The sequence below is a fragment of the Halomonas sp. RT37 genome (assembly GCF_040070525.1).
Taxonomy (GTDB): Bacteria; Pseudomonadota; Gammaproteobacteria; order Pseudomonadales; family Halomonadaceae; genus Halomonas; species Halomonas litopenaei.
In genome coordinates this window covers 4186048-4211149 of record NZ_CP098827.1, presented here as the reverse complement: position 1 = coordinate 4211149, position 25102 = coordinate 4186048, and the positions used below count along the sequence as shown (strand labels likewise).

The window sequence follows — 25102 nt, the reverse complement described above, 5'->3', positions numbered from 1 at the left end:
CCTTTGCCTGGCCCCCTTCCTGACACCCTCGCGCCCCGGCGGCTCGCCGGGGCGCGAGGGTGTTGTCTGATGCGCTTCTTCGTCACTTCGTGTGGATCTGGCCTGCTTGCCTTCACGCCTGCTGGTGCTGCAACTGCTGCTCCTTGCGCGCGGTGATCGCCTTGAGCTTGAGCGATGCCAGCATCCCGACGATGCCCATGCAGGCGATGTAGCCGAAGTACAGCTGGTAGGCGGTGACCGCCTCGAAGCGTGCCGACAGGAAGCTGTAGATCTGCGGCAGGAAGATGTCCGGGGTGTAGGCGAGCAGCGAGATTACGCCGATGGCCAGTCCCGCCACCTCCATGGAAATATCGCAGTCATCGAGTATCGCCCAGTACAGTCCGCGCAACGCATAGGTGAGCACACCGATCATCAGCACCACCGCCAGCAAGGCCACCGTGCCCACCGAGGTCGGCATCAGGATCAAGGTGGCCAGAAAGGCGGTGGCGCCCAGGAACAGCAGTGCCAGCACATTGGTCTTGCCGAAGCGGTCACCGAGAAAGCCGGCGGTGATGCCGCCGATAGGGCGCATCCACAGCTTGGCCACGGTGATGGCGCCGGCGGCGACGGCGGTGACGCCATATCCCTCCTGGACATAGGCCGAGAAGGAATAGGTCGCCCAGAACAGCTGGTAGCCGCACAGGATGATAAGCGCAACCAGCCACAGCGCCGGAATCGACGCCAGATGCTTGAGGTCGGCGAGTACATTGCCGCTGGTCTTGATCTTCTTGGCGCGTATCTCTGAGCCGTCATGGCGAGTGAAGAAGATGAAGGTCAAGGCGGCGATCACCAGACAGGTGAACGAATACATGTAGACCACCACCTTGAGCGCCTCGGTGGTGTTGTCCTGCTGGTCGTTGAGGTAGTACGCGAACAGGCTGATCGCAATGGTCGCCAGGATCGCCTCGATCAGTCCGCGCCCGCCATCGAGGATACCGAAGAAGCGACCCTGCTCGTCTTTCTTGGCCAGCATCTTCACCCCCTTCAGCATCGCCGACCAGAAGGTCAGCCCCGAGGTCAGGCCCCAGCCGAGAAACACCATCGTCAGCATGACGCCGGAAGGGATGGTCGCGAACAGTAATCCGAGCAGCCCGGTGCCGGCCATGGAGACCGTCACCAGCAGGCGGGGCGAGAACTTGTCGGCGAGCCAGCCGCTGGGCAGGTAGCACAGGAAGAACACGACACCCAGCATGGAATAGAAGTTACCGAGTTCACTCGAGGTGATGTTGAAGACCTCGAGGATCGGTGTTTCGAAATTCTGGCGCAGGTAGAGCAGGGGATAGATGGACCCTGCCGCCAGCAGCATCAGACTGAACTGGAAGTAGCGCTTGCGATTGGACTTGTTGGCGATGGCCGGAGGCAGAGCAGCGTGGTCTGTCATTGTTGTGGCTCCCTCGATCCAGGATCGATTGGCGTGGCATGCGTGGTGGCGTGGGGCCTGCAGGCATGCTCGGCGAGGCCCTGGCCGGCGCTTCACGCAAGGGCCCCGGGGCACCGGACGAGAAGGCAGGGAAATAAATGACAGGTCGCGCGGTGGATCTGCAGAAGTGCCGCAAAGGACGCATCGAACTGCCGGATCAGCGATCGATCGAAGCCTAGGAGGCGGGTCTGAGAGCGTCAATTTTATTCCATATAGGGAATAAGATTTCTATATATGGAAAATAAGGAGAGTATTGGGTTAGTCGATTGATTTTAAAGAAAGTGCTGACTGTTACAACGGCTTTTCGAGGTAAGGGGCCAGGCTGAAGCCAGGGGCGGGAAAATACCATGGGAAGATGAAAAGCCTTTAAACAACAAGGTAATGAAGAGGCTGAATATCTAATATTTGCTGTTTTGTGCGAGCTCGGTGAAGGCCAGACGTTTGGCTGATTTACGTCGATGAGTGGTTGCCGGGGCAGGGGCTGAAAGGCGTCCGTGTACCGCTAAAGTCTAAAGCTATCGGCTTTGCGTTTTGTGTGGCTGTGTTCGATCATTTGATCATCAAGTGATTTGATTGATCATTTTCTGGGTGAGGTATCCGCAGCGTTGGCTTGCTCGGATGCACGCAATGCCCGACCACCACGACGAGTCCGAGGATTCGCGTCGGCGGTACAACAATATCCCCGCCAAGCGGGTAACGATCAGGAGTGCGCCATGAAGCCGTCTTACACCCTCCGTCCTCTTTGCGCGGCGCTGTCCAGGCCGCTGGTGCCGGCAAGTGCGCTGGTGCTGTCGCTGGGCGCGTCAGCCGCCCAGGCCGAGACCATCACCGTGGCTACCGTCAACAACAACGACATGGTGATCATGCAGAGCCTGACCGAAGCGTTCGAGAAGGCGCATCCGGACATCACCCTCGACTGGGTGGTACTGGAAGAGAACGTGCTGCGTCAGCGCATGACCACGGATATCGCCACCCAGGGTGGCCAGTTCGACGTCATGACCATCGGCAGTTACGAGGCCCCGATCTGGGCCGAGCGGGGCTGGCTCGAGCCGCTGGATGATCTGCCCGAGAGCTATCAGGTCGATGACCTGCTGGGACCCGTGCGCGATGGCCTGAGTCACGAAGGTAGCCTCTACGCGCTGCCGTTCTACGCCGAAAGCTCGATGCTCTACTACCGCAAGGATCTGTTCGCCGAGGCCGGTATCGAGATGCCCGAGCAGCCCACCTGGAGCCAGGTGCGTGACTGGGCAGAAGCCCTGCACGACGACGACGGCGAAGTGGCCGGCATCTGTCTGCGTGGCAAGCCGGGCTGGGGCGAGAACATGGCCTTCGTTTCCACCCTGACCAACACCTTCGGCGGCCGCTGGTTCGACATGGACTGGAACGCCCAGATCGACAGCCCGGCCTGGCAGGAGGCGGTCGCCTTCTACGTCGACCTGCTCGACAACTACGGTCCGGCCGGTGCCAGCTCCAACGGCTTCAACGAAAACCTGGCGCTGTTCTCGCGCGGCAACTGCGCCATGTGGGTGGACGCCACCTCGGCGGCGGGCAAGCTGTTCGATGCCGATGAGTCCCAGGTCGCCGACCAGCTTGGCTTCGCCCCGGCGCCGGTGGCCGAGACCCCCAAGGGCTCTCACTGGCTGTGGGCCTGGGCGCTGGCCATCCCCGCTTCTTCGGATGCCAAGGATGCGGCTCGTCAGTTCGTGACCTGGGCCACCTCGCCTGAATACGTGGCCTTGGTCGGCGAGCGTGAAGGCTGGACCAGCGTGCCCCCCGGCACCCGCCAGTCCACCTACGACAACGCCGAGTACATCGAGGCCGCGCCCTTCGCCAGCTTCGTGGTCGACGCCATCAGCAAGGCCGACCCGCTCGACTCGAGCCTCGAGCCGAACCCCTACGTGGGCGTCCAGTTCGTCGGCATCCCCGAGTTCCAGGCCATCGGCACCCAGGTCGGCCAGATGGTGGCCTCGGCCCTGACCGGCGAGACCAGCGTCGAGCAGGCGTTGTCCGCCGCCCAGCGGGCCACCGAGCGCACCATGAAGCGCGCCGGCTATACCGACTGAAGCTCGTTCGTGGGCCGGCCTCCACGGTCGGCCCCTGGCTCCGATCGCCTGCGGACTTACCCCGCAGGCCTGACCAAGCGTGATCTCCCATGAACAAGAACCGTACTTCCGGGCGCACCGTCGGAGGGCTTCGCACCCTCTCGCTGCAGGCGCCGGCCGTTACTCTGCTGCTGCTGTGGATGATCGTGCCGCTGGCGATGACCGTCTGGTTCTCGTTTCAGCGCTACAACCTGTTGATGCCGAGCATGACCGGCTTTGCCGGTTTCGAGAACTACGAATACCTGCTGACCGACCCGGCGCTGTGGTCGGCGATGGGCACCACCCTGCTGCTGGTGGGCTGGGTACTGGCCATCACCGTGGTCGGTGGCACCCTGCTGGCGGTGCTGTTCCAGCAGGACTTCATGGGGCGCGGCGTCGCCCGAGTGCTGGCGATCTCGCCGTTCTTCGTGATGCCCACGGACAGCGCCCTGGTGTGGAAGAACATGATGATGCACCCGGCCAACGGCGTATTCGCCTGGCTCGCCGAGAGCCTGGGGCTGCCGGCGGTGGACTGGTTCTCGAGCCTGCCGCTGACCTCGATCATCATCATCGTGTCCTGGCAGTGGCTGCCCTTTGCGCTGCTGATCCTGCTGACCGCGATGCAGTCGCTGGATGACGATCAGGTCGAGGCAGCACGCATGGATGGTGCGGGCCCGGTGGCGATCTTCTTCTACATCACCCTGCCGCACCTGAAGCGTGCCATCAGCGTGGTGGTGATGATCGAGATGATCTTCCTGCTGACGATCTTTGCCGAAATCTTCGTCACCACCTCGGGTGGACCGGGGCTGGCCACCACCAACCTGGCCTACCTGATCTACATCCGCGCGCTGCTCGACTTCGACGTGGGCACCGCCTCCGCCGGCGGCGTCATCGCCATCATCCTGGCCAACATCGTCGCCATCTTCCTGGTGCGCATGGTGGCCAAGAACCTCGAGCAGTAGCGCCTTGCGGCCGCTGACGACCCATCGACCAACAACAAGCTGACGAGGTGCACCACATGACCACCACCACTACCACCGGCGACAGCGTCAAGGCGCCGGTCGCCGACGCCGGGCGAGGTGCCTCGGCCCTGCGCGCCCAGCGCAGGCGCAAGTTCGGCATCACCCTGCTGGGCTGGGGCGTGGCCCTGATCATCTTCTTTCCGATCTTCTGGATGATCGTCACCGGCTTCAAGACCGAAGCCGAGGCCATCGCCGATCCCAGCCTGATCTTCACCCCGACACTGGAAAGCTATGTCGAGGTACAGGAGCGGGCCGACTATCTCAAGTTCGCCTGGAACAGCGTTGTCGTTTCCTTTGGTTCGACCCTGCTGGCGCTGTTGATCGCAGTGCCCTCGGCCTATGCCATGGCCTTTTTGCCGACCAAGCGCACCAAGGGCACCCTGCTGTGGATGCTGTCCACCAAGATGCTGCCCTCGGTGGGCGTGCTGGTACCGATCTATCTGCTGTTTCGCGACTTCGGCCTGCTCGATACCCGCATCGGCCTGACCATCGTCTACACCTTGATGAACCTGCCGATCGTGGTGTGGATGCTTTACACCTTCTTCAAGGACCTGCCCAGGGAGATTCTGGAAGCGGGCCGCATGGACGGTGCCAGCACCTTCCAGGAGGTGTGGTACCTGCTGCTGCCGCTGACCCTGCCGGGGATCGCTTCCACCGGATTGCTGTCGGTGATCCTGAGCTGGAACGAGGCCTTCTGGAGCCTGAACCTGACCACCTCTCAGGCGGCGCCGTTGACCGCCTACATCGCTTCCTTCTCCAGCCCCGAGGGACTGTTCTGGGCCAAGCTGTCGGCGGCCTCGACCATGGCCATCGCGCCGATCCTGATTTTTGGTTGGTTGACTCAGAAGCAAATGGTCCGTGGTCTGACCTTTGGCGCGGTGAAGTGAGCGATCTTCGGCGCGGTGAGGTGACCGGCCTTCGGCGCGATGAAAAAACCGATCTTCGGCGCGGTGAACGACGCACCGGCAGACAGATATTTCAGGCGGCGCCGAGGCGCCCCTGACAGAACTTCGAGGACAACAAGATGGCAACACTGACACTCAACCAGGTGGTCAAGAGCTTCGGCGACACCCACGTCATCAAGGGCGTCGATCTGGAGGTCAAGGACCAGGAATTCGTGGTCTTCGTCGGCCCGTCCGGCTGCGGCAAGTCGACCCTTTTGCGGATGATCGCGGGACTCGAAAGCACCAGTGACGGCGATATCGTCATCGACGGCCAGCGGGTCAACGACCTGGGGCCGGCGGAGCGGGGGCTGGCCATGGTGTTCCAGAGCTATGCGCTGTACCCCCACATGACGGTGGAGGACAACATGGGCTTCAGCCTCAAGCTGGCGGGGGTGTCCCAGCAGGAACGCCGCCAGAAAGTGCTGGACGCGGCGAAGATCCTGCAGCTGGAGCCCCTACTCGAGCGCAAGCCCAAGGCGCTTTCCGGCGGTCAGCGCCAGCGTGTGGCGATCGGCCGCGCCATCGTGCGCAACCCCAGCATCTTCCTGTTCGACGAGCCATTGTCCAACCTGGATGCGGCGCTTCGGGTACAGATGCGCATCGAACTGGCGCGTCTGCACGAAGAGCTCAAGGCGACCATGATCTATGTGACCCATGACCAGATCGAGGCCATGACCATGGCCGACAAGATCGTGGTGCTCCAGGGCGGCGTGGTGGAACAGGTCGGCTCGCCGATGGAGCTGTATCACCATCCGCGCAATCGTTTCGTGGCGGGGTTCATCGGCTCGCCCAAGATGAACTTCCTGAAGGTCGAGGCCGTTGCCGGCGACGCCCAGGGGGTCGAGGTGCGTGTGCCGGGCGGCGATACCGTCAAGGTGCCGGTGGAAGGCGACGAGGTGGCCCAGGGCCAGGCGCTGGAGCTCGGCATCCGTCCCGAGCATCTGATGCTCGACGACCAGGGACCGCTGAAGGCCAGCGTCAGCGTGATCGAGCGGCTGGGCGGACAGACCTCGCTGTACGTGGAGATGGACGGCGACTTGCTGACGCTGATGGTGGATGGCGACGTGACCCACCGGGTGGGAGACGAGATTCGCTTCGGCTTCGAGCCGGGCCGGGCACATCTGTTCGGTGAGCAGGGTCTGGCGCTGGCAAGCCTGGAGCGTCACCCGCTGGCATCGCTGACCCGCCAGGACAATCGTGCCGCCAGTACCGCGGAAGCCTGAGGAGCGACCATGACGACCCTGATCTTCGACTGCGATGGCGTGCTGGTGGACAGTGAGGTGATCGCCGAGGCGACCCTGGCCGATCGGCTGGCCGAGTGGCTACCCGACCTCGACGTAGAGGCGGCCCTGAATGAAGCCCTGGGCCGCACCACCGCGGCGATTCTCGAGCTTCTCGACGGCCAGAGCGCCCACGCGCTGCCCAAGGAGGCGCTGGCCCTGCTCGACGACGAGATCGACGCCCGCCTCGCTCGCGAACTCACCGCCATCGATGGCGTGGCGCAGGCGCTGGCGGCGATTCCCGGTACCAAGGCGGTGGTCTCCAACAGTCGTCGTCAGCGGGTCGTCGCCTCGTTGTCGCGTACCGGTCTGGATCAGGTACTGGGCACGGCGCCGATCTTCTGTGCCGAGCAGGTCGACAAGCCCAAGCCCGATCCCGGTGTCTACCTGCTGGCCGCCGAGACCCTGGGGGTCAGCCCTGGTGCCTGCCTGGTGGTCGAGGACTCCATCGCCGGTGCCAGCGCCGCGCTGGCCGCCGGCATGACGGTCATCGGCTTCGTCGGGGCAAGCCATCTGCCCGCCGATCACGCCGAACGGCTCAGCCAACTCGGTGTGTGGCAGGTGATGACCCATATGGCGCAATTGCCCGCCCTGGTGTCCAACTGGCAGCAGCGTCAGCAGGCCAGCGTATGAAAGACGCCTCTGTTGGCCCGGTGGCGGGCAAGCTCCAGGACAAGACCGCCGTGATCACCGGTGGTGCACGCGGGATCGGGCTCGCCATCGCCCGGCGTTACGCCGAGGAGGGCGCGCGCGTGGTGATCGCGGATGTCGACAGCGAGGCCATCGACGAGGCGCTGGAAGGTTTCGACCGTGAGCGTGCGATGGGTACTGCGCTGGATGTCCGCGACAACACCGCCATCACTGCTATGGTTCGAAAGGTAGAGAAACGTTTTGGCGCTATCGACGTGCTGGTCAATAATGCGGCGGTATTTGGCATGGCGCCGGTGCTCGAGGTGGATGAGGCCGACTTCGAGCGCCAGTTCGCGGTCAACGTCAAGGGGCTGTTCTTCACCCTGCAGGCGGTGGCCAGGGCGATGGTCGAGGCGAAACGTGGCGGTGTCGTCATCAATATGGCCTCCCAGGCCGGGCGGCGTGGCGAGCCTCTGGTCAGCACCTATTGCGCCACCAAGGCAGCGGTGATCAGTCTGACCCAGTCCTGCGCGCTGGACCTGATTCGCCACGGTATCCGTGTCAACGCTATCGCCCCGGGGGTGGTCGATACCCCCATGTGGGACGAGGTCGACGCCCTGTTCGCCCGCTACGAGGGACGCCCCCTCGGCGAGAAGAAGCGACTGGTCGGCGAGGCGGTGCCCTGTGGCCGCATGGGGCGACCGGACGATTACGCCGGCGCTGCGGTGTTTCTGGCCAGCGCCGACAGCGACTATGTCATCGCCCAGACCCTGAACGTCGATGGCGGCAATTGGATGAGTTGAGCCACGGGCACGAGCGAGGTGACAGATGACCCCCACCATGGAAGCGATCGCTGACGAACTGCTGACGCGCAGCGAGGGCAGGGCGCGCTATATCGTTGCTCTGGCCGGCCCGCCGGGGGCCGGCAAGTCCTTTCGCTCCGCCTGGCTGGCGCGTCAGCTCAACGAGCGGCAACCCGGCGTCGCCGAGGTGGTGCCCATGGATGGCTATCACTTCGACAACGGCGTGCTGGAATCGCAGGGGCTGCTGCCCATCAAGGGCGCGCCGGAAACCTTCGATGTGGATGGCCTGCGCCATGACCTGGCGCGGCTGAAGCGAGCCGACCGGGACGTGGCCGTACCGGTATTCGACCGACCGCTGGACCTGGCGCGTGCCGGTGCTCGGGTGATCACGCCCGGTCATCGGGTGCTGATCGTCGAGGGCAACTACCTGCTGCTGGATCACGGGCCCTGGCCGGCGCTGGCGGACTACTTCGACTTCAGCCTGTTTCTCGAGGTCGCCGATACGGTGCTCGAGCAGCGATTGATCGAGCGCTGGCTCGGCATGGGCCAGGACCAGGCCGGGGCCATCGCCAAGACCCGGGACAAGGACATGCTCAACGCGCGCCTGATCAAGACCCGCTCGATCACCGCCGATCTCCACTGGCACTAGCCAATCCCATTTTTGGAAAGCGGCTCTGCTTTCTCATTGTTCATCTGGCGGAGAGCCTTCATGACACGACTTTGCAACGCGGAACTGGCTGGCCTCGCTCCGCATATCTCGGTGCCCAGCTACGATCGTCGGGCGCTGACACCGGGCATCGCCCATTTCGGCGTCGGCGGTTTTCATCGGGCCCATCAGGCCATGTACCTGGATCGTCTGATGGAAGCCGGGCAGGCCCATGACTGGGGTATCGTCGGCATCGGCGTGATGCCAGGCGACAAGCGCATGCAGGAGGCGCTGGCCAGCCAGGACCACCTCTATACCCTGGTGGTCAAGCATCCCGATGGCGCGCTGGAACCCCGCGTCATCGGTTCGATCATCGATTACCGCTTCGCGCCGGACGACCCCGAGGCGGTGATAGAGACACTGTCGGACCCGACCATCCGGATCGTCTCGTTGACGGTGACCGAGGGCGGCTACAACGTCCACCCGGTCACCGGCGAGTTCGATCTCGATGCCGCCGAGGTGGTGTATGACCTGTGCAACCCCGAGCGTCCGCGTACCAGTTTTGGCTTGATCGTGGCGGCGATCGAGCGCCGGCGCGAGCGCGGCATCCCGCCCTTCACGGTGATGTCCTGCGACAACATCCCGGGCAACGGCGAGGTGGCGAGGCGCATGTTCACGGCCTTTGCCTACGCTCGTGATCGCGCGCTCGGGCAGTACGTCGAGGCGGAAGTGCCTTTCCCCAGTTCAATGGTCGATCGCATCACACCGATGACCACGCCGGGCGACATCGAGGAGCTTTCCGAGCGCTTCGGACTGGAAGACGCCTGGCCGGTGATCTGCGAACCCTTCACCCAATGGGTGCTGGAGGATCATTTTGCCAGTGACCGACCGGCGTTTGATGAGGTCGGCGTGCAGCTGGTCGAGGACGTCGAGCCCTACGAGCTGATGAAGCTCAGGTTGCTCAACGCAGGCCACCAGGCGCTTTGCTATGTCGGCTATCTGGCCGGCTATCGTTACGCCCATGAGGTCTGTCAGGATCCGCTGTTCATCGACTTCCTGCTTGGCTACATGGCCGAGGAGGGCAGCCCGACACTGCCTCCGGTCCCTGGCGTCGATCTCGATCAGTACCGGCACACCCTGATCGAGCGCTTCGCCAATCCCGAGGTGAGAGACACGCTATCGCGGCTTTGTGCTGAAAGCTCGGACCGAATCCCGAAGTGGCTGTTGCCGGTCATTCGTCACCAGCTCGAACACGGCGGCGAACTCAAGCGTTCTGCCGCGGTGGTGGCAAGCTGGGCGCGCTACGCCGAAGGCGTGGACGAGCAGGGCCAGCCCATCGTGATCGTCGATCGCTGGAAGGATCGGCTGACCGAGCTCGCCGGTTCCCAGCGCGAGCACCCCACTGCCTTTATCGAGAACCGTGAGCTGTTCGGGGATCTCGCCGACTCGCCGCGCTTCGTGGTGGCCTACGTCGAGGCGTTGAAGCTGTTGCAGGACAAGGGCGCCAGGGCGACCCTGGAGGCGCTGGCGTCCTGACCCACCGCTGAGCGCGTCGGCTTCGACGCACCGTGTCGATGCGCCAACGAGGAATCTTTTCATGTATCTCGGTGTGGATTGTGGCACCCAGAGCACCAAGGTGGTGGTGGTGGATCTGGCGCGTGGCGCCACCATTGGCGAGGCCAGTCGACCCCACCGCATGATCGAGGGCGCCAGGGGGCGGCGCGAGCAGGACCCGGCACAGTGGATCGAGGCCTTTATCGGCGCCTTCCACGCGGCGATCGCGTCGGCCGGTGTCAGCGCCGGTGATATCCGCGGCATCGGTGTCTCCGGCCAGCAGCATGGCATGGTGGCGCTGGATGCCAGGGATCAGGTGCTGTACCCGGCCAAGCTGTGGTGCGATACCGAGACCCATGCCCACAACCAGGCCCTGATCGGCGCTCTGGGCGGGGAAGAGGGCTGCCTGGCGCGGCTCGGCCTGGTGCCTCAGACCGGCTACACCGCCTCCAAGGTGGCCTGGCTGCGCGAGCATCATCGCGACATCTATGATCGCGTGGATGGCGTGCTGTTACCCCACGACTACCTCAATCTGTGGTTGACCGGCGAGCGTGTCAGCGAGGCGGGAGACGCCTCGGGTACCGGTTATTTCGATAGTCGCTCACGGCGCTGGAGTCCTGAGGTGTGGCAGTGGATCGCCCCTGAGCTGGACCCGGCCCGGGTGCTGCCAAGACTGATCGATTCCCGCGACACGGCAGGGCAGGTCCGGCCGGTGCTGGCCCGGGAGCTGGGGCTTTCCCCGGGCGTCGCGGTCGCCAGCGGCGGCGGAGACAATATGCTCGGCGCCATCGGCACCGGCAACATCGTGCCGGGCAAGGTAACCATGAGCCTTGGCACCTCGGGCACCGTCTGCGCCCACTCCGATCACCCGGTGCTGGCCGATTCCGCCATGGTCGCCAACTTCTGCGCCAGCCACGCGGGCTGGCTGCCGCTGGTCTGCACCATGAACACCACCTCGGCCACCAATCGCGTGCGTGAGCTGTTCGGTCTCGACCTGGCGGGGTTCAACCAGGCCCTGGTCCAGGCGCCTGTCGGCGCCGATGGCGTGACGGTCTTGCCGTTCTTCAACGGCGAACGGGTACCGAGCCTGCCCGAGGCCAGCGCCTCCTTTCTCGGCCTGACCAGTCGCAATACCAGCCCCGCCCATCTGTGTCGCGCGGTGGTGGAGGGCGCCACCTTCTGTCTGCGCTACGGCCTTGACCTGATGGGGCCGCTGGCTGACCAGGCACGCCAGATTCGGCTGATCGGCGGCGGCGCCCACAGCGCCGCCTGGCGCCAGATGGTGGCGGACATCACCGCCACCGAGGTGGTGTGCCCCCGGGTGACCGACGCCGCCGCGCTTGGCGGCGCCATCCAGGCGGCCTGGTGTGCCAGGGAGGGCGAGCTGGACGAGCTGTGTCAGACGCTGGTGCAGCTGGATGAAGGCTCCCGGGCCGAGCCCGACGCAGGCCGAGTCAAGCGCTATGGTGAGGTCTACCTGGGCTGGCTGGTCGCCCTCGACCGTTTGCATGGATGACAGCTGAGGCTCCGCCCGCTAGCGTTGGAACATGTCGGGCCAGCCCGCTCGTCTCAATGCCGTGCAGCGAGGACGCCATGCCTATTCCACCGCCATCGTCACCTTTACCGTCTGATTCGCCCACCTCACCGCCCGGCGCTTCATCCTCTGCTCCGTCCGTGGGCGAGGGCGCCACCAGCCCTGCCCAGCGCGAGATCCTGGCGCTGGGAGCGCTTGCGCTGTCCCGGGCGATCCATGCACGAGAGCTTAGTTGCCGCGAGGTGATGGACGCCTACCTGGCACAGATCGACGCGGCCAACCCGGTGGTCAACGCCATCGTCTCTCGCCGTGACCACGAGGTGCTGATGGAAGAGGCCGGGGAGTGCGACCGCGAACTGGCGGCGGGGCGCTCTCGCGGCTGGCTCCACGGCATTCCCCAGGCGATCAAGGACCTTTCGGCCACGCGTGACCTGCCGACCTCGATGGGCTCGCCCTTGTTCAAGGGTCAGGTGCCACAGCAGGACGGCATCATGGTCAGGCGGATGCGCGAGGCCGGTGCCATCTTTGTCGGCAAGACCAACACGCCGGAGTTTGGCCTCGGTTCCCAGACCTACAACCGCGTCTTCGGCGCGACCCGCAACGCCTTCGATCCCGCCCTGTGCGCCGGTGGCTCCAGCGGCGGGGCCGCTGCCGCCCTGGCCATGCGCATGCTGCCGGTGGCCGATGGCAGCGACATGATGGGGTCTTTGCGAAACCCCGCCGCCTACCACAACCTGTTCGGGATGAGGCCTTCCTTCGGTCGCGTTCCCCATGGTCCAGGCCCTGATATCTTCGGCCATCAGCTGGCCACTGAAGGGCCCATGGCGCGCAGCGTCGGCGACCTTGCCAGGCTGCTGGCGACCCAGGCCGGGGCCCACCCCCGCGCTCCCCTGTCACTCGCCGATGATCCCGAGCGTCTCGCCGATCCGTTCGATGACGCTGACGCGGCGTCGGGCCTGCGTATCGGCTGGCTCGGCGACTGGCAGGGCTACCTGGCGATGGAAGAGGGCGTGCTGGACGTCTGCCAGGGGGCGCTGTCGGTGTTCGAGCGCCTCGGTGCCCGGGTCGAGCCGGTGGTGCCGGAGATGTCACCCGAGCGGCTGTGGCAAAGCTGGCTGGTGCTGCGCCAGTGGGCGGTGGCGGGCAGTCTGTCAGAGGTCTGGGCCGACGATAGCCGTCGTTGCCAGCTCAAGCCCGAGGCCTGCTGGGAGGTCGAGCAGGGCATGGGCCGAACGGCGCTGGATGTGCACCGCGCCAACGTCGAGCGCAGTGCCTGGTACGCCTGTCTGCTCGGACTGTTCGAGCGCTTCGATGCGCTGGCCCTGCCCAGCGCCCAGGTATTTGCCTTCGACGTCGACACACCCTGGCCCGGGCAGATCGCCGGGCGAACGATGGACACCTACCATCGCTGGATGGAGGTGGTGATCGCCGGCTCCCTGTCGGGGTGCCCGGTGATCAATCTGCCCGCAGGCTTCAATCCGCGCGGCCAGGCCATGGGCGTCCAGCTCATCGCTCCCCATCGCCGTGATCGCGACCTGCTGCGCTGGGCTCATGCCTTCGAGCAGGCCGCTCCCGACTGGCTCGAGCGCGAGCCCGAATGGCGTACGCCCGGGGCTCACCCGCCGCGTTGAGGCCGCGTCGCGCCACGTTGCCGGGCGGGGCTCAGCCCTGCCATACCTCAGCGACCAGGCGGTAGCTCTCGAGGCGATCCTCCAGGGCATAGGTGTCGGTGTTGATCATCAGTTCATCGGCCTGGGTGCGTTCTAGCAGGCGCTCCAGACCGTCGCGCACCGTCGCCGGGCTGCCGATCACCGCGGCGCCAAGAAACCCTTCCACCTGGGCGCGCTCCATGGGGTTCCAGTCCAGCGTCGCCACCGGTGGCCGGGCGCGTCCGCGCTGGCCGCGAATCAGGCCCAGAAACTTCTGCCTTGCGGTGCTGGCGAGGTAGTCGGCGCGCTCGTCCGTGGCGGCGGCCAGCACCGGCAGACCGACCATGGCGTAGGGCGCCGCGAGCACCTCGGAGGGGCGGAAGTCGCGGCGATAGATGGCCAGCGCTTCGTCGAGCTGGGCCGGGGCGAACTGGGCGGCGAAGGCAAAGGGCAGCCCCTTGTGGGCGGCTAGCTGGGCGCTGTACAGACTCGAGCCCAACAGCCAGATCGGTACTCGGGTGCCCTGGCCGGGCACCGCCCGGACCCGCTGCTCCGGTCGGGCCTCGCCAAGAAAGCCTTCCAGTTCGGCCAGACGCTGGGGGAAGTCCTCGACGCCAGCGTGGGGATCGCGGCGCATCGCCGCCATGGTGGCCGCGTCCGAGCCCGGCGCCCGGCCCAGCCCCAGATCAATGCGGCCCGGATAGAGCGTCTCCAGGGTGCCGAACTGTTCGGCGATCACCAGTGGTGGATGGTTCGGCAGCATGATGCCGCCGCTGCCCACGCGGATGCGTGAGGTCTTCTCCGCCAGGTGTCCGATCAGTACCGAGGTCGCCGCGCTGGCGATCCCCTCCAGCCCATGATGTTCGGCCAGCCAGTAGCGGGTGAAGCCAAGCGATTCGCTCAGGCGGGCGAGGGCAACGCTGTCGTGGAAGCTGTCGGCGACGGTGCCTCCATCCCGGATCGGCGCCAGGTCCAGGACCGAAAGGGGCGTAGTGTCGAGACGGGCCATGGGGCTCTCCTTCTTTTGGGCCGGGCTTTTGGCCGGGAAAATTCGTACCTGAGGCGACGAATTTGGCGGATGTTTTGCTGCGCCGACTGGCGGGTGGTGGATTCCGCTGTCTTGGTGGCGAACTTCACTATGATGTCACCGAGGTGCCTCATCGGTGCTTCGACTCTCCAGTGGCAGTCCAGTGTCAGCTTAGTGCCAAGCCGGATCGGTAGGCTGCCCGGGGATGATAGATAACAACCTAACTGTTATCAAAGTACGGGTCTGCAAAGGCTGCTCGGCGAATGCCCGGGCAGAAGCGTTCGATAAGGAGCGTCCGAGCGTGGTCTTCGCCGGAGCGGCGCTGCACAGGCCTTCCAACAAGCAGTCGAACAAAAGGAAGGCGATATGCAACGCAATGAAGGACAGCGGGTCTTTTACGTCTCCGCGATCATCATCCTGATCCTGGTGGCCCTGGGGGCCATGTTCCCTGAAGGTTTCGGCGAAGTCGCCAGTCGCGCCCTGGGTGGCGTGTCCCACTATTTTGGCTGGTTCTATCTGCTGTCGGTCACCGGCATCGTGGTATTTCTGCTCGGCCTTGCCGTGAGCAAGTACGGCAAGGTGCGCCTGGGGCCGCAGGACGGCAAGCCAGAATACGGCTTCTTTTCCTGGGTCAGCATGCTGCTGGCGGCCGGCTTCGGGGTTGGCCTGGTGTTCTACGGCATGGCCGAGCCCATGACCCACTATATTGCACCACCCTACGCCGACATGACGCCGGAAAGCGCGGAGTCGGCCCGCTACGCGATTCAGTACAGCTTCTTCAACTGGGGGATTCATCAGTGGGCGGCCTTCGCCCTGGTGGGCTTGATCATCGCCTACTACCAGTTTCGCAAGGAGCAGGCGGGCCTGGTGTCGGTGGTGCTGCGTCCGCTGACCGCCAAGCGACCGGGGCTGCGCAAGTTCAACGGCGCCCTGGACGTCTTTGCCGTGGTGGCTACGGTGATGGGGGTAGCGACCTCGCTGGGGCTGGGCGTGCTGCAGACCAACGGCGGCCTGCACGCGGTGTTCGGCATCCCGGAGAACGGCCTGTGGCAGTTCATCATCCTGTTCTGCATGTTCCTGGCCTACATGGCGTCCACCTGGTCGGGCCTGGACAAGGGGATCAAGCGACTGTCCAACCTCAACATGATCATGTGTATCGCCATGATGGTCTACGTGCTGGCCACCGGCCCCACCATCAAGCTGCTGGAGACCATTACACTGGGACTGGGCGACTACCTGCAGAACTTCTTCGTGATGAGCCTGCGCATGTCGCCCTACAACGATAATCCCTGGGCCCAGAACTGGACCATCTTCTACTGGGCCTGGGTCATCGCCTGGTCGCCCTTTGTCGGCACCTTCGTGGCGCGCATCTCCAAGGGGCGCACCATCAAGGAGTACGTGTTCGGCGTGCTGTTCGTGCCGCCACTGCTGGCCTGCCTGTGGCTGGGCGTGTTCGGTGGCACCGCCATCCATATGGAACTGGCCAACGAGGGCCTCGGTCTGGCCCAGGCGACCCAGGACAACATCACCGTGGCGCTGTTCGAGATGTTCGATCTGATGCCCTTCTCGGGACTCTTGTCGGTGATGGCGATGATGCTGATCTTCATCTTCCTGGTGACCTCGGCAGACTCGGCGTCCTATATCGTTGCCCAGATGACCGACAACGGCTCGATCAATCCTCCCCTCTACAAGCGGGTGCTGTGGGGGGTGCTGATCGCCGCCATCTGCCTGACGCTGATCGCCGCTGGCGGCCTCAAGGGACTGCAGTCGGCATCGGTGCTGTCGGCGCTGCCGTTCACCTTCATCCTCTACATGATGGTGATCGTGCTGGTGAGAGAGCTGCGCAAGGATCGCAAGCTGATGCTCGACGGTCTCTATCAGCACTACCGCGAGATGCCGGTCGGTGCAGACGCCTTCGAGGCGCGTGACCAGGCCAAGACCGAAGGAATGGAGCCCCCCGAGGAAGCGCTGAAAATGGATGACAGTGAGGAGGGTGGCTCCAGCGAGGCGATGGCCACACCGAAACCGCAGTAACCACTAGTGGCGGTCGGGCTTCGATCACCCGTCTGTGATAGCCCCGGCTGGTAAGGGACAGGCGGAGCCAGACCTGACCGCAGGAAACCAGAAGGCCCGCCCCATGGCGGGCCTTCTGCTATGTCGTTAACTGACGGCGCTATTGGAGGCACTATTTCCGACACTATTGCCGGTACTATTTCCGGCACTATTGCCGGTACCCCAGGGTGCCGGCAATTTTTTGTGCCGAATCGAATATTCGCCTACCGTGATGGAGAGTCCGACTTTTGTTAGGGTGCTACGCCCCTCACATCATGACCGCCGTCTGGCAAGGAGTGTCCATGAACGGTCGAGCGCTGCAGGAGCGCCTGCCGCTGTCTGGCAAGGATCGCGTCTTTCGTCTATCTGCCCTTATCATCATCGCCCTGGTCGCCGTGGGCGCCAGTTTCCCCGACGCCTTCGGTGACGCCGCCAACACCGCGCTTAGCCAGGTGACCCACTACTTTGGCTGGTTCTACCTGATGGCGGTGTTCGCCTTCGTCATCTTTCTGGTAGCGCTGGCGATGAGCAAGTACGGCAAGGTGCGCCTGGGGCCCCAGGATAGCACCCCCACCTACGGCACCTTTTCCTGGATCAGCATGTTGCTGGCGGCCGGCTTCGGCGTCGGTCTGGTGTTCTACGGTATGGCCGAGCCCATGACCCACTTCGCCGAGCCTCCCTATGGCGCGGTCCCCGCCGAAAGCGTGGAAGCGGCGCGCTACGCCATCCAGATGAGCTACTTCAACTGGGGGGTGCACCAGTGGGCGGCATTCTCGCTGGTCGGGCTGATCATCGCCTACTTCCAGTTTCGCAAGGACCAGGCCGGGCTGGTCTCCTCGGTGCTGTCGTCGATGACCGCCAAGCGCCCGGCGCTGCGCCCCTACACCGACTGGCTCGACATCTTCGCCGTGGTCGCCACGGTGATGGGGGTGGCGACCTCGCTGGGGCTCGGGGTACTGCAGGTCAATGGTGGCCTCAATGCGGTCTTCGGACTGCCGGAAAGCGGCCTTTGGCAGGCGGGCATCCTCGGGGTGATGTTCGTGGCGTACATGGCCTCGACCTGGTCGGGGCTCGACAAGGGCATCAAGCGATTGTCCAACCTCAATATGGCGCTGTGCATCGCGATGATGCTGTACGTGCTGTTCACCGGCCCCACGGTCAAGATCCTCGAGACCATCACCCTGGGCATCGGCGACTACCTGCAGAACTTCATCGGCATGAGCCTCAAGATGTCGCCCTACAACGATGACCCCTGGGCTTCCAGCTGGACCATCTTCTACTGGGCGTGGGTGATCGCCTGGTCGCCCTTTGTCGGCACCTTCGTGGCTCGGGTCTCGCGGGGACGGACCATTCGCGAGTACGTACTCGGTGTGCTGGTGGTGCCGCCGCTGCTGGCGTGTCTGTGGATCGGGGTGTTCGGCGGGGCGGCCCTGCATATGGAGCTGGGCGGTGATGCCGGCCTGGCCGCCGCCACCCAGGACAATATCACCGTGGCACTGTTCGAGATGTTCGACCTGATGCCGTTTTCCACGGTGCTGTCGGTGCTCGCCATGATCCTGATCTTCATCTTTCTGGTCACCTCGGCAGACTCCGCCTCCTTTATCGTCGCCCAGATGACCGACCATGGCTCCATCGCTCCGCCGCTGTACAAGCGGATCTGCTGGGGGCTGTTGATTGCCGCCATCTGTCTGACGCTGATCGTTGCAGGTGGGCTCAAGGGACTGCAGTCCGCCGCCGTGCTGGCGGCCCTGCCGTTCTCGTTCATCCTGTTCGGGATGATGTTCGTGCTGGTCAAGGAGCTGCAGGCGGATCGCCGCAACATGCTGTCACAGCTGTACCGTCAGCATGGCGAGACCCCGGTGGGCGCGGATCCGTTCGAGGCCGGCAACCTGGCCGAGGAGGAGCGTCTGCGGCGGGCCCCCAACGTGGTCAACCGGCGCATCAACCACTGACGTGACGTCGACCGGCACCGGCGATCTGTGACCCCGGGCGAGCACCGTCAAACGAAACTTGGCGCAAAATGCAGTATCTACGATGCATTGGTAGTCAGGAAGAGTGCCAGGACGTAAGCTCAGGGTATCGTCGGAAGGATCTCGGCCATGTCTTCACCCCCTGCCCGCGGCGCGACCCGCCGCGGGCCACCGTCTCGTCGCAGGCGGCTGACATTCAACTGGGTCACCTTCGATCGCTGGCTGGACCGTATCGTCATCCTGGCGGTGGTAACCGCCGTGACGGTCGGTATCGTCGCTCTGGCGCTATCCTTGTTGGTGGACCCTTGATCGTACCCGACGCCCCGGTCGTGGGATGAACCGTGGCCAAGGGTCGGGCGCAGGAAGGGTCGGGCACAGAAAGGGTCGGGCACAGGAAGGAACTATATGGGGCAGTGGCTGTTGATCATGCTGCTGGTGTTGGGCGTTGCCCTGGACAAGGGGATGATCGCAATTCCGGATCGCTGGTTGCCCTGGACACCGATATCGATCGAGACGCCGCCTGGTCCTTTCCTCGGCTGGAAGCTGGCGCGGCTGGCGGATGACCCCGAGGCCTGCCGTGCGGTGCTGGCGGCGGACCCGCCCCAGCGATATACCCCACTGGATGACGTCACCCGGGGCCAGTGCGAGCTTTCCAATCTGGTGCGCTACGCCGGTGGCCAGTCGCGCATGCAGCCGAGCGTGATGACACGCTGCCCGCTGGCGGTGGCCTGGGCGGTGTTCGAGCGTCATGAGCTCAACGCCGCTGCGCGCGCCCATCTTGGCGTGGACGTGGCCCAGATCGAACACTTCGGCAGCTTCGCCTGTCGCAATATCTATGGTCGGGCCGAGGGACGTCGCAGCCAGCATGCCAGCGCCGAGGCCCTGGATGTGGCCGCCTTCGAACTCGAGGACGGTCGTCGCATCAGCTTGTCGGGCCACTGGGGCAAGAGAGCCGAAGGACGTTTCCTGAAGGAAGTGGGGCAGCGCGCCTGCAAGGTCTTCGGCACCGTGCTGGGGCCTGACTACAATGCCGCCCACGCCGATCACTTTCATCTCGGCGTGGGCGGTCGGGTCTGCCGCTGAGGGCGGCATCCTGGCTCGGATCGGGGCGGGGTCGAAAGCTGCTGGGACTCTTCGGGCCTGGACTTAGCGACTGAGGTCGATGTCCCGGGAATCGGTGGCAGCACCGGTCGCCGCACCCACGCCGCCGCCGATGACCGCGCCCTTGCCCACGTCGCCGCCGGTGATGGCCGCCGCGCCGGCACCTACCGCTGCACCGACCCCCGCGCCACTCAGCGCCCGTTCTCCGGTACCGGTACCGCAGGCCGACAGTGCCAGGGCCATGGTCAGGGCAGTAGCGCTCAGCCCGGTCATCTTCAGAAGTTTCATGTCGTCGTCCTCATGCTGGGGGATGACCCTAACAGTAACAACGGCACAGAAAGGAGCAAGTGAAGCAAATATGCAGCAATTGTCGCCAATTGGCGCCAATTGTGGGAGCCGCGCCCGCTTGGCAGACCCCCGTTTAGCCGAACCCCGCTTGATCGAACCAGGCCAGACACACGACAGCTCAGATACCCGGCCGGCCAGACCCAGGCGAGATACCCGACCGGACAGACCCAGGCGAGATACTCGACCGGCCAGACCCAGGCGAGATACCCGGCCGGCCAGACCCGGGCGAGATACCCGACCGGCCAGATACAAGAACACCGCCGGCAAGCAGGCGGTGTTCTTGTGCGTCGAGCAGGTTTGGAACGAGGCAGCCTCGCCTCGCCCCAGGCCCAGGACCTTAGTTGTCCAGGTCGACGTCGTCCTCATCGGTGGCGGCGCCGGTGGCCGCGCCTACGCCACCGCCGATCACGGCGCCTTCGGCGACGTCACCACCGGTGGCGGCGGCGGCGCCGGCACCTACGGCGGCACCCACGCCAGCGCCACTGGCGGCGCGTTCACCGGTGCCGGTGCCGCAGGCGGCGAGGCCCAAGGTCATGAAAGTGGCCAGCAGCAGGCTGGAGAGTGTCTTGATGGAACCCTTCCTCATGATGTTTCTCCTATGCTGTTATGTGCCATATCGAGCCTATTGGCCAAGAGAGCCGAGCACAACCCCTTGATTCTCCGATGTGGTGTCGCTTTCAGCAGACATTTTCTGGTGCCGTGTCGTTACAGACGACGACTCCCGCCTGTCAGGTACGTCTTGGATCCCTCGGCTGTTGTTGGGTAATGCAGTGGACGTTGCCGCCGCCGAGCAGGATCTCTCGGGCGGGCACGCCGATCACCCGACGCTCGGGAAAAAGCCTCGCCAGAATGTCGCGAGCCTCATTGTCGCGGCGTTCATCCAGCAGGGGCATGACCACCACTCGATTGCCGATGTAGAAGTTGACGTAGGAGGCCGCCATGCGGTCCCCGGGCTGGCGTGGGTGCGAGCTCGAGAGCCGGTCGATGCCGCTGGCCTCGTCTTCGCCGATAAACAGCGGGCCGGGCTGGGGCAGGCGGTGCACGGTAAACGGTCGACCGCAGGCATCGGTACTGGCTTCCAGCACCGCCAGGGCGTCGCGACAGATCTGGTACTCCGGGTCCGCGGCGTCGTCGCACCAGGTCAAGGCAACTTCGGCGGGGCCCACAAAGCAGCAGAGATTGTCGACGTGGCCGTCGGTTTCATCGAGGTAGCAGCCCCGGGGAAGCCAGATGACCTTGCTGATGCCCAGCTGCTCACCCAGGCGCGCCTCCATGGCGGCGCGATCCAGACCCGGGTTGCGGTTGGGGTTGAGCAGGCACTCCTCGGTGGTGATCAGGGTGCCCTCGCCGTCGACGTGAATGGCACCGCCTTCCAGCACGATACCGGCATCGAAGCGGGGGATGCCCAGCATTTCGGCGATCTTGGGGCGGATCCGGCGGTCCTTGTCCCAGGGAAAGTAGAGTCCGCCCTTGAGTCCGCCCCAGGCGTTGAATTCCCAGTCCACCACCGCCAGGCCATGTTCGGGGTGGGTCAGAAAGGTCGGGCCCACGTCCCGCATCCAGGCGTCGTTGCTGGATAGTTCGACCACGCGAATCGATTCCGGAAGCTGATAACGGGCGTTTTCGTACTGATCGTCGTTGACGCCCACGTAGACGGTCTCGCTCTCGGCGATGGCGCTGGCTACCGCGACGAAGGCCTGTTGGGCGGGCTTGGCTCCCAGGCGCCAGGTATCCGGGCGCTGGGGCCACAGCATCCAGCAGGCGTCGTGAGGGGCGAATTCCGCCGGCATGGACCAGCCAAGTCGGGCGGGACTGTGCGCGTCGCTGCCAGCGGAACGCGACGCGATAGGGGACGCGATAGGGGCCGGGGTCGGTGAAGACGAATGGTGTGTCTGGTTCATGGAGGCTCTCACAAGAATCCGATCAGCAGGAATACGCCGGTGGCCAGGGCCGCGGCGATCAACACGTAGGGGATCTGGGTCAGGGCATGGGCCATGGGGCTGCAACCGCTACCCTGGGCCGACAGCACCGTGGAGTCCCCGTAGAAGCAGGCGTGGCTACCGAAGGCGCTGGCCGAGATCAAGGCGCCGACCACCAGCGGCATATTGGCGTCCATGCTGATCGCCAACGGCAGCACGATCGGCATGGCCACCGCGAACAGCCCCCAGAAGGAGCCGGTGGCAAAGGCCAGGAAGGCCATGGTGACGAATACCACGGCGGGCAGCAGGCCGGCGGTCATCAGCGGCTGTACCGCCTGGATCACCACCTCGGTGAGGCCCAGGACGTCGTTGACCTCCTTGAGCGAGAAGCCGGCGACCAGGGTACCCAGCGGCATGATCATCGCCTTGAAGCCTTCCAGGGCGGTATCGAAGGTGTCGTTGAAGCTCAGCAGACGCTGGACGGCGATCAGCACCAGGGTGACGGCCAGGGCAACGATGACCCCGCGCAGGATGTCGATATCGAAGTACCAGGTGGCGACGATCAGGCTGGCGATGGGCAGCAGGAAGTTGAGCAGATGCGGGCTCTGGCCATCGTAGTTGGTGTCGATCTGCAGCGCGTGCTCCTCGCCGCCATCGGGCACCGGCTGGCCGGCCTTGGCACGGGCCTCAGCGGTCTTCATCGGGCCGATGTCAGGCAGCCAGCCCAGCGCGACCAAGGGCACCAGGGCCGCCGCCACCCAGGCGTAGGCCATGTACGGGATCGCCGAGATGTACAGCGACATGCCGTTGTCGGCGACGTTGTTGTCCTCGAGCAGGCCGGCGAAGAACACCGCCCAGGTCGAGAAGGGCACCAGGATGCACACCGGGGCGGCGGTGGAATCCACCAGATAGGCCAGCTTTTCGCGGGAGACGCCGAAGCGATCGGTGATCTTCTTCATCGAGGCGCTGATGGTCAGGGCGTTGAGGTAGTCGTCGACGAAGATCACCAGCCCCAGCACCCAGGTGGTCAGCAGGCTCTGGCGACGACTGTGCAGTCGTTTGGTCATGGCGTCACCGAAGCTCAGCACGCCGCCGGTCTTGACCAGCAGAGCGATCAGGCTGCCGAACAGGCCGCAGACCAGGATGATCCAGGTGACGGTGTCATTGCCGAGGACCGTGAGCAGGATGTCCGACCCGCGGGTGACGACCTCGCTGGGGGCGATCATCAAGAGCCCGACCAGGCAGCCGGCAAGCAGTGATTCGATGGTGCGACGAGTGATGATGGCGGTGACCAGCACCACCAGGGTGGGAACCAGGCTCCAGACGCCGTAGGTTTCCATGCAAGCTCCTTGTATCGCCTGTGGCGACGGTTGTTATTGGACGGAAGCTATCGCGCAGGGGCGAGCCCTGCGCTGGCCGCGCGGCAAAAAAGCGCGGCCTCGTGTTGCAGGAGGGTTCGTGGCTAGAGATAGCCGTCGCGACGCAGGGACTCGGCGGTGGCGGCAAGCGCCTCGTCGAGGATGGCGACGGCCTCGTCGACGGTGTCGCGGGTCCAGATCAGGGGCGGCGAGATCACGTTGAGATGCCCCACCGGACGAATGATCAGTCCGCGCTGCTGGGCCTCGAAGGCCACCCGATCGCCGACACGCGCGTCCACCGGGAACAGCGCCTTGGTGTCCTTGTCGGCCACGTTCTCGATGCACATCATGAAGTGGCTGCCGCGCACGTCGCCGACGGTGGGATGTCGTGACAGCGTCGCCAGTGCCTGCTCCAGATAGGGGCCGACCTCGCGGACGTTGGCGCAAAGCTCTTCTCGCTCGAGGATCTCGATATTCTTGAGCGCCGCGGCGCAACTGACCGGATGTCCGGAGTAGGTGAAGCCGGTGCTGAGTACTCCGCCCTTGCCCTGGGGCGTGCCCAGCACCTCGTAGAGGCGGTCGGAGATCAGGGTCGCGCCGAGCGGGGCATAGCCCGAGGACAGGCCCTTGGCCAGGTTGATGACGTCGGGCTGGGTGTCGAATACCGCTTCCGAGGCGAAGATGTGGCCGAGGCGACCGAAGCCGGTGACCACCTCGTCGGCGATATACAGGATGTCGTGGGCGCGCAGCACTTCCTGCATGCGGGCGTGATAGCCCCGGGGGGCCACCAGTACGCCGCCGGCTCCCATGATCGGCTCGGCGATGAAGGCGGCGATATTGTCGGCGCCGATCTCGGCGATGGTGGCCTCGAGTTCCGCGACCAGATGATCACAGTACTGTGCTTCATCCATGCCTTCGGGGCGACGATAGAGGTTGGCCTCGCTTAGATGGGTGACCAGACCATCGAGGGTGTCGAATTCCCAGTTGTTGCTCTCGATGCCGGTCAGGCTCGCGGCCAGGTAGGTGGTGCCGTGGTAGGCGTTGCGGCGCGACAGGATACGCTTCTTGTTCGGCTTGCCCAGGCGGTTGAAGTAGTAGTGCACCAGGCGGATGGTGGCGTCGTTGGCGGTGGAGCCTCCGCAGCTGTAGAAGACATGGTTGAGGTGGGCCGGGGCCAGTTCGGCGAGCTTGGCGGCCAGCCGCGTAGCCGGTGCGTTGGACAGATTGTTGAAGGTCGAGAAGTAGGCCATGCGGGTGGCCTGTTCGGCCATGGCCTGGCCGATCTCGGCACGACCGTGGCCAACGTTGACGCACCACAGCCCGGCGATGCCGTCGACAAAGCGGTTGCCGTGAATGTCCTGAACGTGGATGCCCTCGGCATCGGTGATCAGCTCGCAGCCCTTGTCGTGGAAGACGCTGAAGTCGGTGAAGGGATGGACGAAGTGGTCCCGATCCTGGCGCCACAGGGTCTCGGCATCCACTGTTGTTGGGACTGGGGCCGGAACCGGAGCCGTGTCGGCGACGGGAGTCGAGGGGCGGGACGAGAGGCGAGTGTCGGGTGTTGTCATTGGAAACCTCCTTGGGAAGGTCTCCAGTCTCGCCAGACTGCCCCTGTCGATGACATATCCTTATGAGGGTAGGTCTCCTCGGGCCGCCAGGCGGCGGCAGTGCCGGTATCACCGATGGGGTAGCCTATGATCGACTCAGGTTGCCATGACCTTGATC

Annotated in this window: 21 protein-coding genes; 14 read left to right on the top strand and 7 right to left on the bottom strand. The window is 64.7% G+C overall.

Translation table 11 applies throughout. The features are described from left to right. Nucleotides 1-112: 112 nt before the first annotated feature. Nucleotides 113-1420 (bottom strand): MFS transporter, encoded by a 1308-nt coding sequence (locus NFG58_RS18245; RefSeq protein WP_348827134.1) that lies wholly within the window; start codon nucleotides 1418-1420, stop codon nucleotides 113-115. 752 nt (nucleotides 1421-2172) lie between these two features. On the opposite strand from NFG58_RS18245, the gene NFG58_RS18240 reads away from it, so the two are divergent. The 10 genes from NFG58_RS18240 to NFG58_RS18195 all read left to right on the top strand — a co-directional run bounded on the left by NFG58_RS18240 (nucleotide 2173) and on the right by NFG58_RS18195 (nucleotide 13584). Further along, complete coding sequence (locus NFG58_RS18240) at nucleotides 2173-3522, top strand: sugar ABC transporter substrate-binding protein (RefSeq protein WP_108450158.1); 1350 nt, start codon at nucleotides 2173-2175, stop codon at nucleotides 3520-3522. An 89-nt stretch (nucleotides 3523-3611) separates the two neighbouring features. Next, nucleotides 3612-4502 carry a sugar ABC transporter permease gene (locus NFG58_RS18235; RefSeq protein ID WP_348827132.1) on the top strand — a complete coding sequence of 297 codons (891 nt, stop codon included), beginning with the start codon at nucleotides 3612-3614 and terminating at the stop codon, nucleotides 4500-4502. Between the two features lie 56 nt (nucleotides 4503-4558). After that, nucleotides 4559-5449: a carbohydrate ABC transporter permease gene (locus NFG58_RS18230; protein WP_045991260.1), complete on the top strand. Its 891-nt coding sequence runs from the start codon at nucleotides 4559-4561 to the stop codon at nucleotides 5447-5449. Nucleotides 5450-5586: 137 nt separating this feature from the next. Next, nucleotides 5587-6729: a sn-glycerol-3-phosphate ABC transporter ATP-binding protein UgpC gene (ugpC, locus tag NFG58_RS18225; RefSeq protein WP_045991259.1), complete on the top strand. Its 1143-nt coding sequence runs from the start codon at nucleotides 5587-5589 to the stop codon at nucleotides 6727-6729. A gap of 9 nt (nucleotides 6730-6738) precedes the next feature. Next, a complete protein-coding gene (locus tag NFG58_RS18220) occupies nucleotides 6739-7419 on the top strand; it encodes an HAD-IA family hydrolase (protein ID WP_348827131.1) in 681 nt (226 codons plus the stop codon). Further along, nucleotides 7416-8219: an L-iditol 2-dehydrogenase gene (locus tag NFG58_RS18215; protein ID WP_348827130.1), complete on the top strand. Its 804-nt coding sequence runs from the start codon at nucleotides 7416-7418 to the stop codon at nucleotides 8217-8219. The genes NFG58_RS18220 and NFG58_RS18215 overlap by 4 nt, the downstream gene beginning before the upstream one ends. 25 nt (nucleotides 8220-8244) lie before the next feature. Continuing rightward, nucleotides 8245-8868: a nucleoside triphosphate hydrolase gene (locus NFG58_RS18210; protein WP_108132238.1), complete on the top strand. Its 624-nt coding sequence runs from the start codon at nucleotides 8245-8247 to the stop codon at nucleotides 8866-8868. A 60-nt stretch (nucleotides 8869-8928) separates the two neighbouring features. After that, nucleotides 8929-10401 carry a mannitol dehydrogenase family protein gene (locus tag NFG58_RS18205; RefSeq protein WP_108450155.1) on the top strand — a complete coding sequence of 491 codons (1473 nt, stop codon included), beginning with the start codon at nucleotides 8929-8931 and terminating at the stop codon, nucleotides 10399-10401. A 61-nt stretch (nucleotides 10402-10462) separates the two neighbouring features. Then, nucleotides 10463-11935: a xylulokinase gene (xylB, locus tag NFG58_RS18200; protein ID WP_348827128.1), complete on the top strand. Its 1473-nt coding sequence runs from the start codon at nucleotides 10463-10465 to the stop codon at nucleotides 11933-11935. Nucleotides 11936-12012: 77 nt separating this feature from the next. After that, complete coding sequence (locus tag NFG58_RS18195) at nucleotides 12013-13584, top strand: amidase (RefSeq protein WP_348827127.1); 1572 nt, start codon at nucleotides 12013-12015, stop codon at nucleotides 13582-13584. Between the two features lie 31 nt (nucleotides 13585-13615). On the opposite strand, the gene NFG58_RS18190 is transcribed toward NFG58_RS18195, so the two are convergent. After that, nucleotides 13616-14611 (bottom strand): LLM class flavin-dependent oxidoreductase, encoded by a 996-nt coding sequence (locus tag NFG58_RS18190; protein ID WP_348827125.1) that lies wholly within the window; start codon nucleotides 14609-14611, stop codon nucleotides 13616-13618. A gap of 384 nt (nucleotides 14612-14995) precedes the next feature. On the opposite strand from NFG58_RS18190, the gene NFG58_RS18185 reads away from it, so the two are divergent. From NFG58_RS18185 to NFG58_RS18170, 4 genes are all read left to right on the top strand, one after another. Beyond that, nucleotides 14996-16663 (top strand): BCCT family transporter, encoded by a 1668-nt coding sequence (locus NFG58_RS18185; RefSeq protein WP_083970190.1) that lies wholly within the window; start codon nucleotides 14996-14998, stop codon nucleotides 16661-16663. Between the two features lie 320 nt (nucleotides 16664-16983). Beyond that, nucleotides 16984-18633, top strand: coding sequence for a BCCT family transporter (locus tag NFG58_RS18180; RefSeq protein ID WP_045991251.1), 1650 nt, complete (start codon nucleotides 16984-16986; stop codon nucleotides 18631-18633). 147 nt (nucleotides 18634-18780) lie between these two features. Next, the gene (locus tag NFG58_RS18175) at nucleotides 18781-18960 is read left to right on the top strand and encodes a hypothetical protein (RefSeq protein WP_045991250.1); all 180 of its coding nucleotides are present in this window, start codon (nucleotides 18781-18783) and stop codon (nucleotides 18958-18960) included. A gap of 96 nt (nucleotides 18961-19056) precedes the next feature. Beyond that, nucleotides 19057-19734: an extensin family protein gene (locus NFG58_RS18170; RefSeq protein WP_348827123.1), complete on the top strand. Its 678-nt coding sequence runs from the start codon at nucleotides 19057-19059 to the stop codon at nucleotides 19732-19734. Between the two features lie 63 nt (nucleotides 19735-19797). On the opposite strand, the gene NFG58_RS18165 is transcribed toward NFG58_RS18170, so the two are convergent. The 5 genes from NFG58_RS18165 to NFG58_RS18145 all read right to left on the bottom strand — a co-directional run bounded on the left by NFG58_RS18165 (nucleotide 19798) and on the right by NFG58_RS18145 (nucleotide 24945). After that, nucleotides 19798-20040: a hypothetical protein gene (locus NFG58_RS18165; protein ID WP_045991248.1), complete on the bottom strand. Its 243-nt coding sequence runs from the start codon at nucleotides 20038-20040 to the stop codon at nucleotides 19798-19800. A gap of 397 nt (nucleotides 20041-20437) precedes the next feature. Continuing rightward, nucleotides 20438-20686: a hypothetical protein gene (locus NFG58_RS18160; RefSeq protein ID WP_045991247.1), complete on the bottom strand. Its 249-nt coding sequence runs from the start codon at nucleotides 20684-20686 to the stop codon at nucleotides 20438-20440. Nucleotides 20687-20828: 142 nt separating this feature from the next. Beyond that, complete coding sequence (gene aguA / locus NFG58_RS18155) at nucleotides 20829-22001, bottom strand: agmatine deiminase (RefSeq protein WP_108450150.1); 1173 nt, start codon at nucleotides 21999-22001, stop codon at nucleotides 20829-20831. Nucleotides 22002-22009: 8 nt separating this feature from the next. Further along, entirely contained in the window at nucleotides 22010-23359 is a 1350-nt protein-coding gene (locus tag NFG58_RS18150) for a Na+/H+ antiporter NhaC family protein (protein WP_108132248.1), read from the bottom strand. A 122-nt stretch (nucleotides 23360-23481) separates the two neighbouring features. Further along, entirely contained in the window at nucleotides 23482-24945 is a 1464-nt protein-coding gene (locus tag NFG58_RS18145) for an aminotransferase (protein ID WP_348827122.1), read from the bottom strand. Nucleotides 24946-25102: the final 157 nt, after the last annotated feature.

Bases quoted from the DNA above. Each gene is read 5' to 3' on its own strand.
- NFG58_RS18210 (WP_108132238.1), top strand. From the start codon at position 8,245: ATGACCCCCACCATGGAAGCGATCGCTGACGAACTGCTGACGCGCAGC.
- ugpC (WP_045991259.1), top strand. From the start codon at position 5,587: ATGGCAACACTGACACTCAACCAGGTGGTCAAGAGCTTCGGCGACACC.
- NFG58_RS18170 (WP_348827123.1), top strand. From the start codon at position 19,057: ATGGGGCAGTGGCTGTTGATCATGCTGCTGGTGTTGGGCGTTGCCCTG.
- NFG58_RS18245 (WP_348827134.1), bottom strand. From the start codon at position 1,420: ATGACAGACCACGCTGCTCTGCCTCCGGCCATCGCCAACAAGTCCAAT.
- NFG58_RS18230 (WP_045991260.1), top strand. From the start codon at position 4,559: ATGACCACCACCACTACCACCGGCGACAGCGTCAAGGCGCCGGTCGCC.
- NFG58_RS18185 (WP_083970190.1), top strand. From the start codon at position 14,996: ATGCAACGCAATGAAGGACAGCGGGTCTTTTACGTCTCCGCGATCATC.
- NFG58_RS18180 (WP_045991251.1), top strand. From the start codon at position 16,984: ATGAACGGTCGAGCGCTGCAGGAGCGCCTGCCGCTGTCTGGCAAGGAT.
- NFG58_RS18205 (WP_108450155.1), top strand. From the start codon at position 8,929: ATGACACGACTTTGCAACGCGGAACTGGCTGGCCTCGCTCCGCATATC.
- NFG58_RS18165 (WP_045991248.1), bottom strand. From the start codon at position 20,040: ATGAAACTTCTGAAGATGACCGGGCTGAGCGCTACTGCCCTGACCATG.
- NFG58_RS18235 (WP_348827132.1), top strand. From the start codon at position 3,612: ATGAACAAGAACCGTACTTCCGGGCGCACCGTCGGAGGGCTTCGCACC.
- NFG58_RS18150 (WP_108132248.1), bottom strand. From the start codon at position 23,359: ATGGAAACCTACGGCGTCTGGAGCCTGGTTCCCACCCTGGTGGTGCTG.
- aguA (WP_108450150.1), bottom strand. From the start codon at position 22,001: ATGAACCAGACACACCATTCGTCTTCACCGACCCCGGCCCCTATCGCG.
- xylB (WP_348827128.1), top strand. From the start codon at position 10,463: ATGTATCTCGGTGTGGATTGTGGCACCCAGAGCACCAAGGTGGTGGTG.
- NFG58_RS18240 (WP_108450158.1), top strand. From the start codon at position 2,173: ATGAAGCCGTCTTACACCCTCCGTCCTCTTTGCGCGGCGCTGTCCAGG.
- NFG58_RS18175 (WP_045991250.1), top strand. From the start codon at position 18,781: ATGTCTTCACCCCCTGCCCGCGGCGCGACCCGCCGCGGGCCACCGTCT.
- NFG58_RS18190 (WP_348827125.1), bottom strand. From the start codon at position 14,611: ATGGCCCGTCTCGACACTACGCCCCTTTCGGTCCTGGACCTGGCGCCG.
- NFG58_RS18215 (WP_348827130.1), top strand. From the start codon at position 7,416: ATGAAAGACGCCTCTGTTGGCCCGGTGGCGGGCAAGCTCCAGGACAAG.
- NFG58_RS18145 (WP_348827122.1), bottom strand. From the start codon at position 24,945: ATGACAACACCCGACACTCGCCTCTCGTCCCGCCCCTCGACTCCCGTC.
- NFG58_RS18160 (WP_045991247.1), bottom strand. From the start codon at position 20,686: ATGAGGAAGGGTTCCATCAAGACACTCTCCAGCCTGCTGCTGGCCACT.
- NFG58_RS18220 (WP_348827131.1), top strand. From the start codon at position 6,739: ATGACGACCCTGATCTTCGACTGCGATGGCGTGCTGGTGGACAGTGAG.
- NFG58_RS18195 (WP_348827127.1), top strand. From the start codon at position 12,013: ATGCCTATTCCACCGCCATCGTCACCTTTACCGTCTGATTCGCCCACC.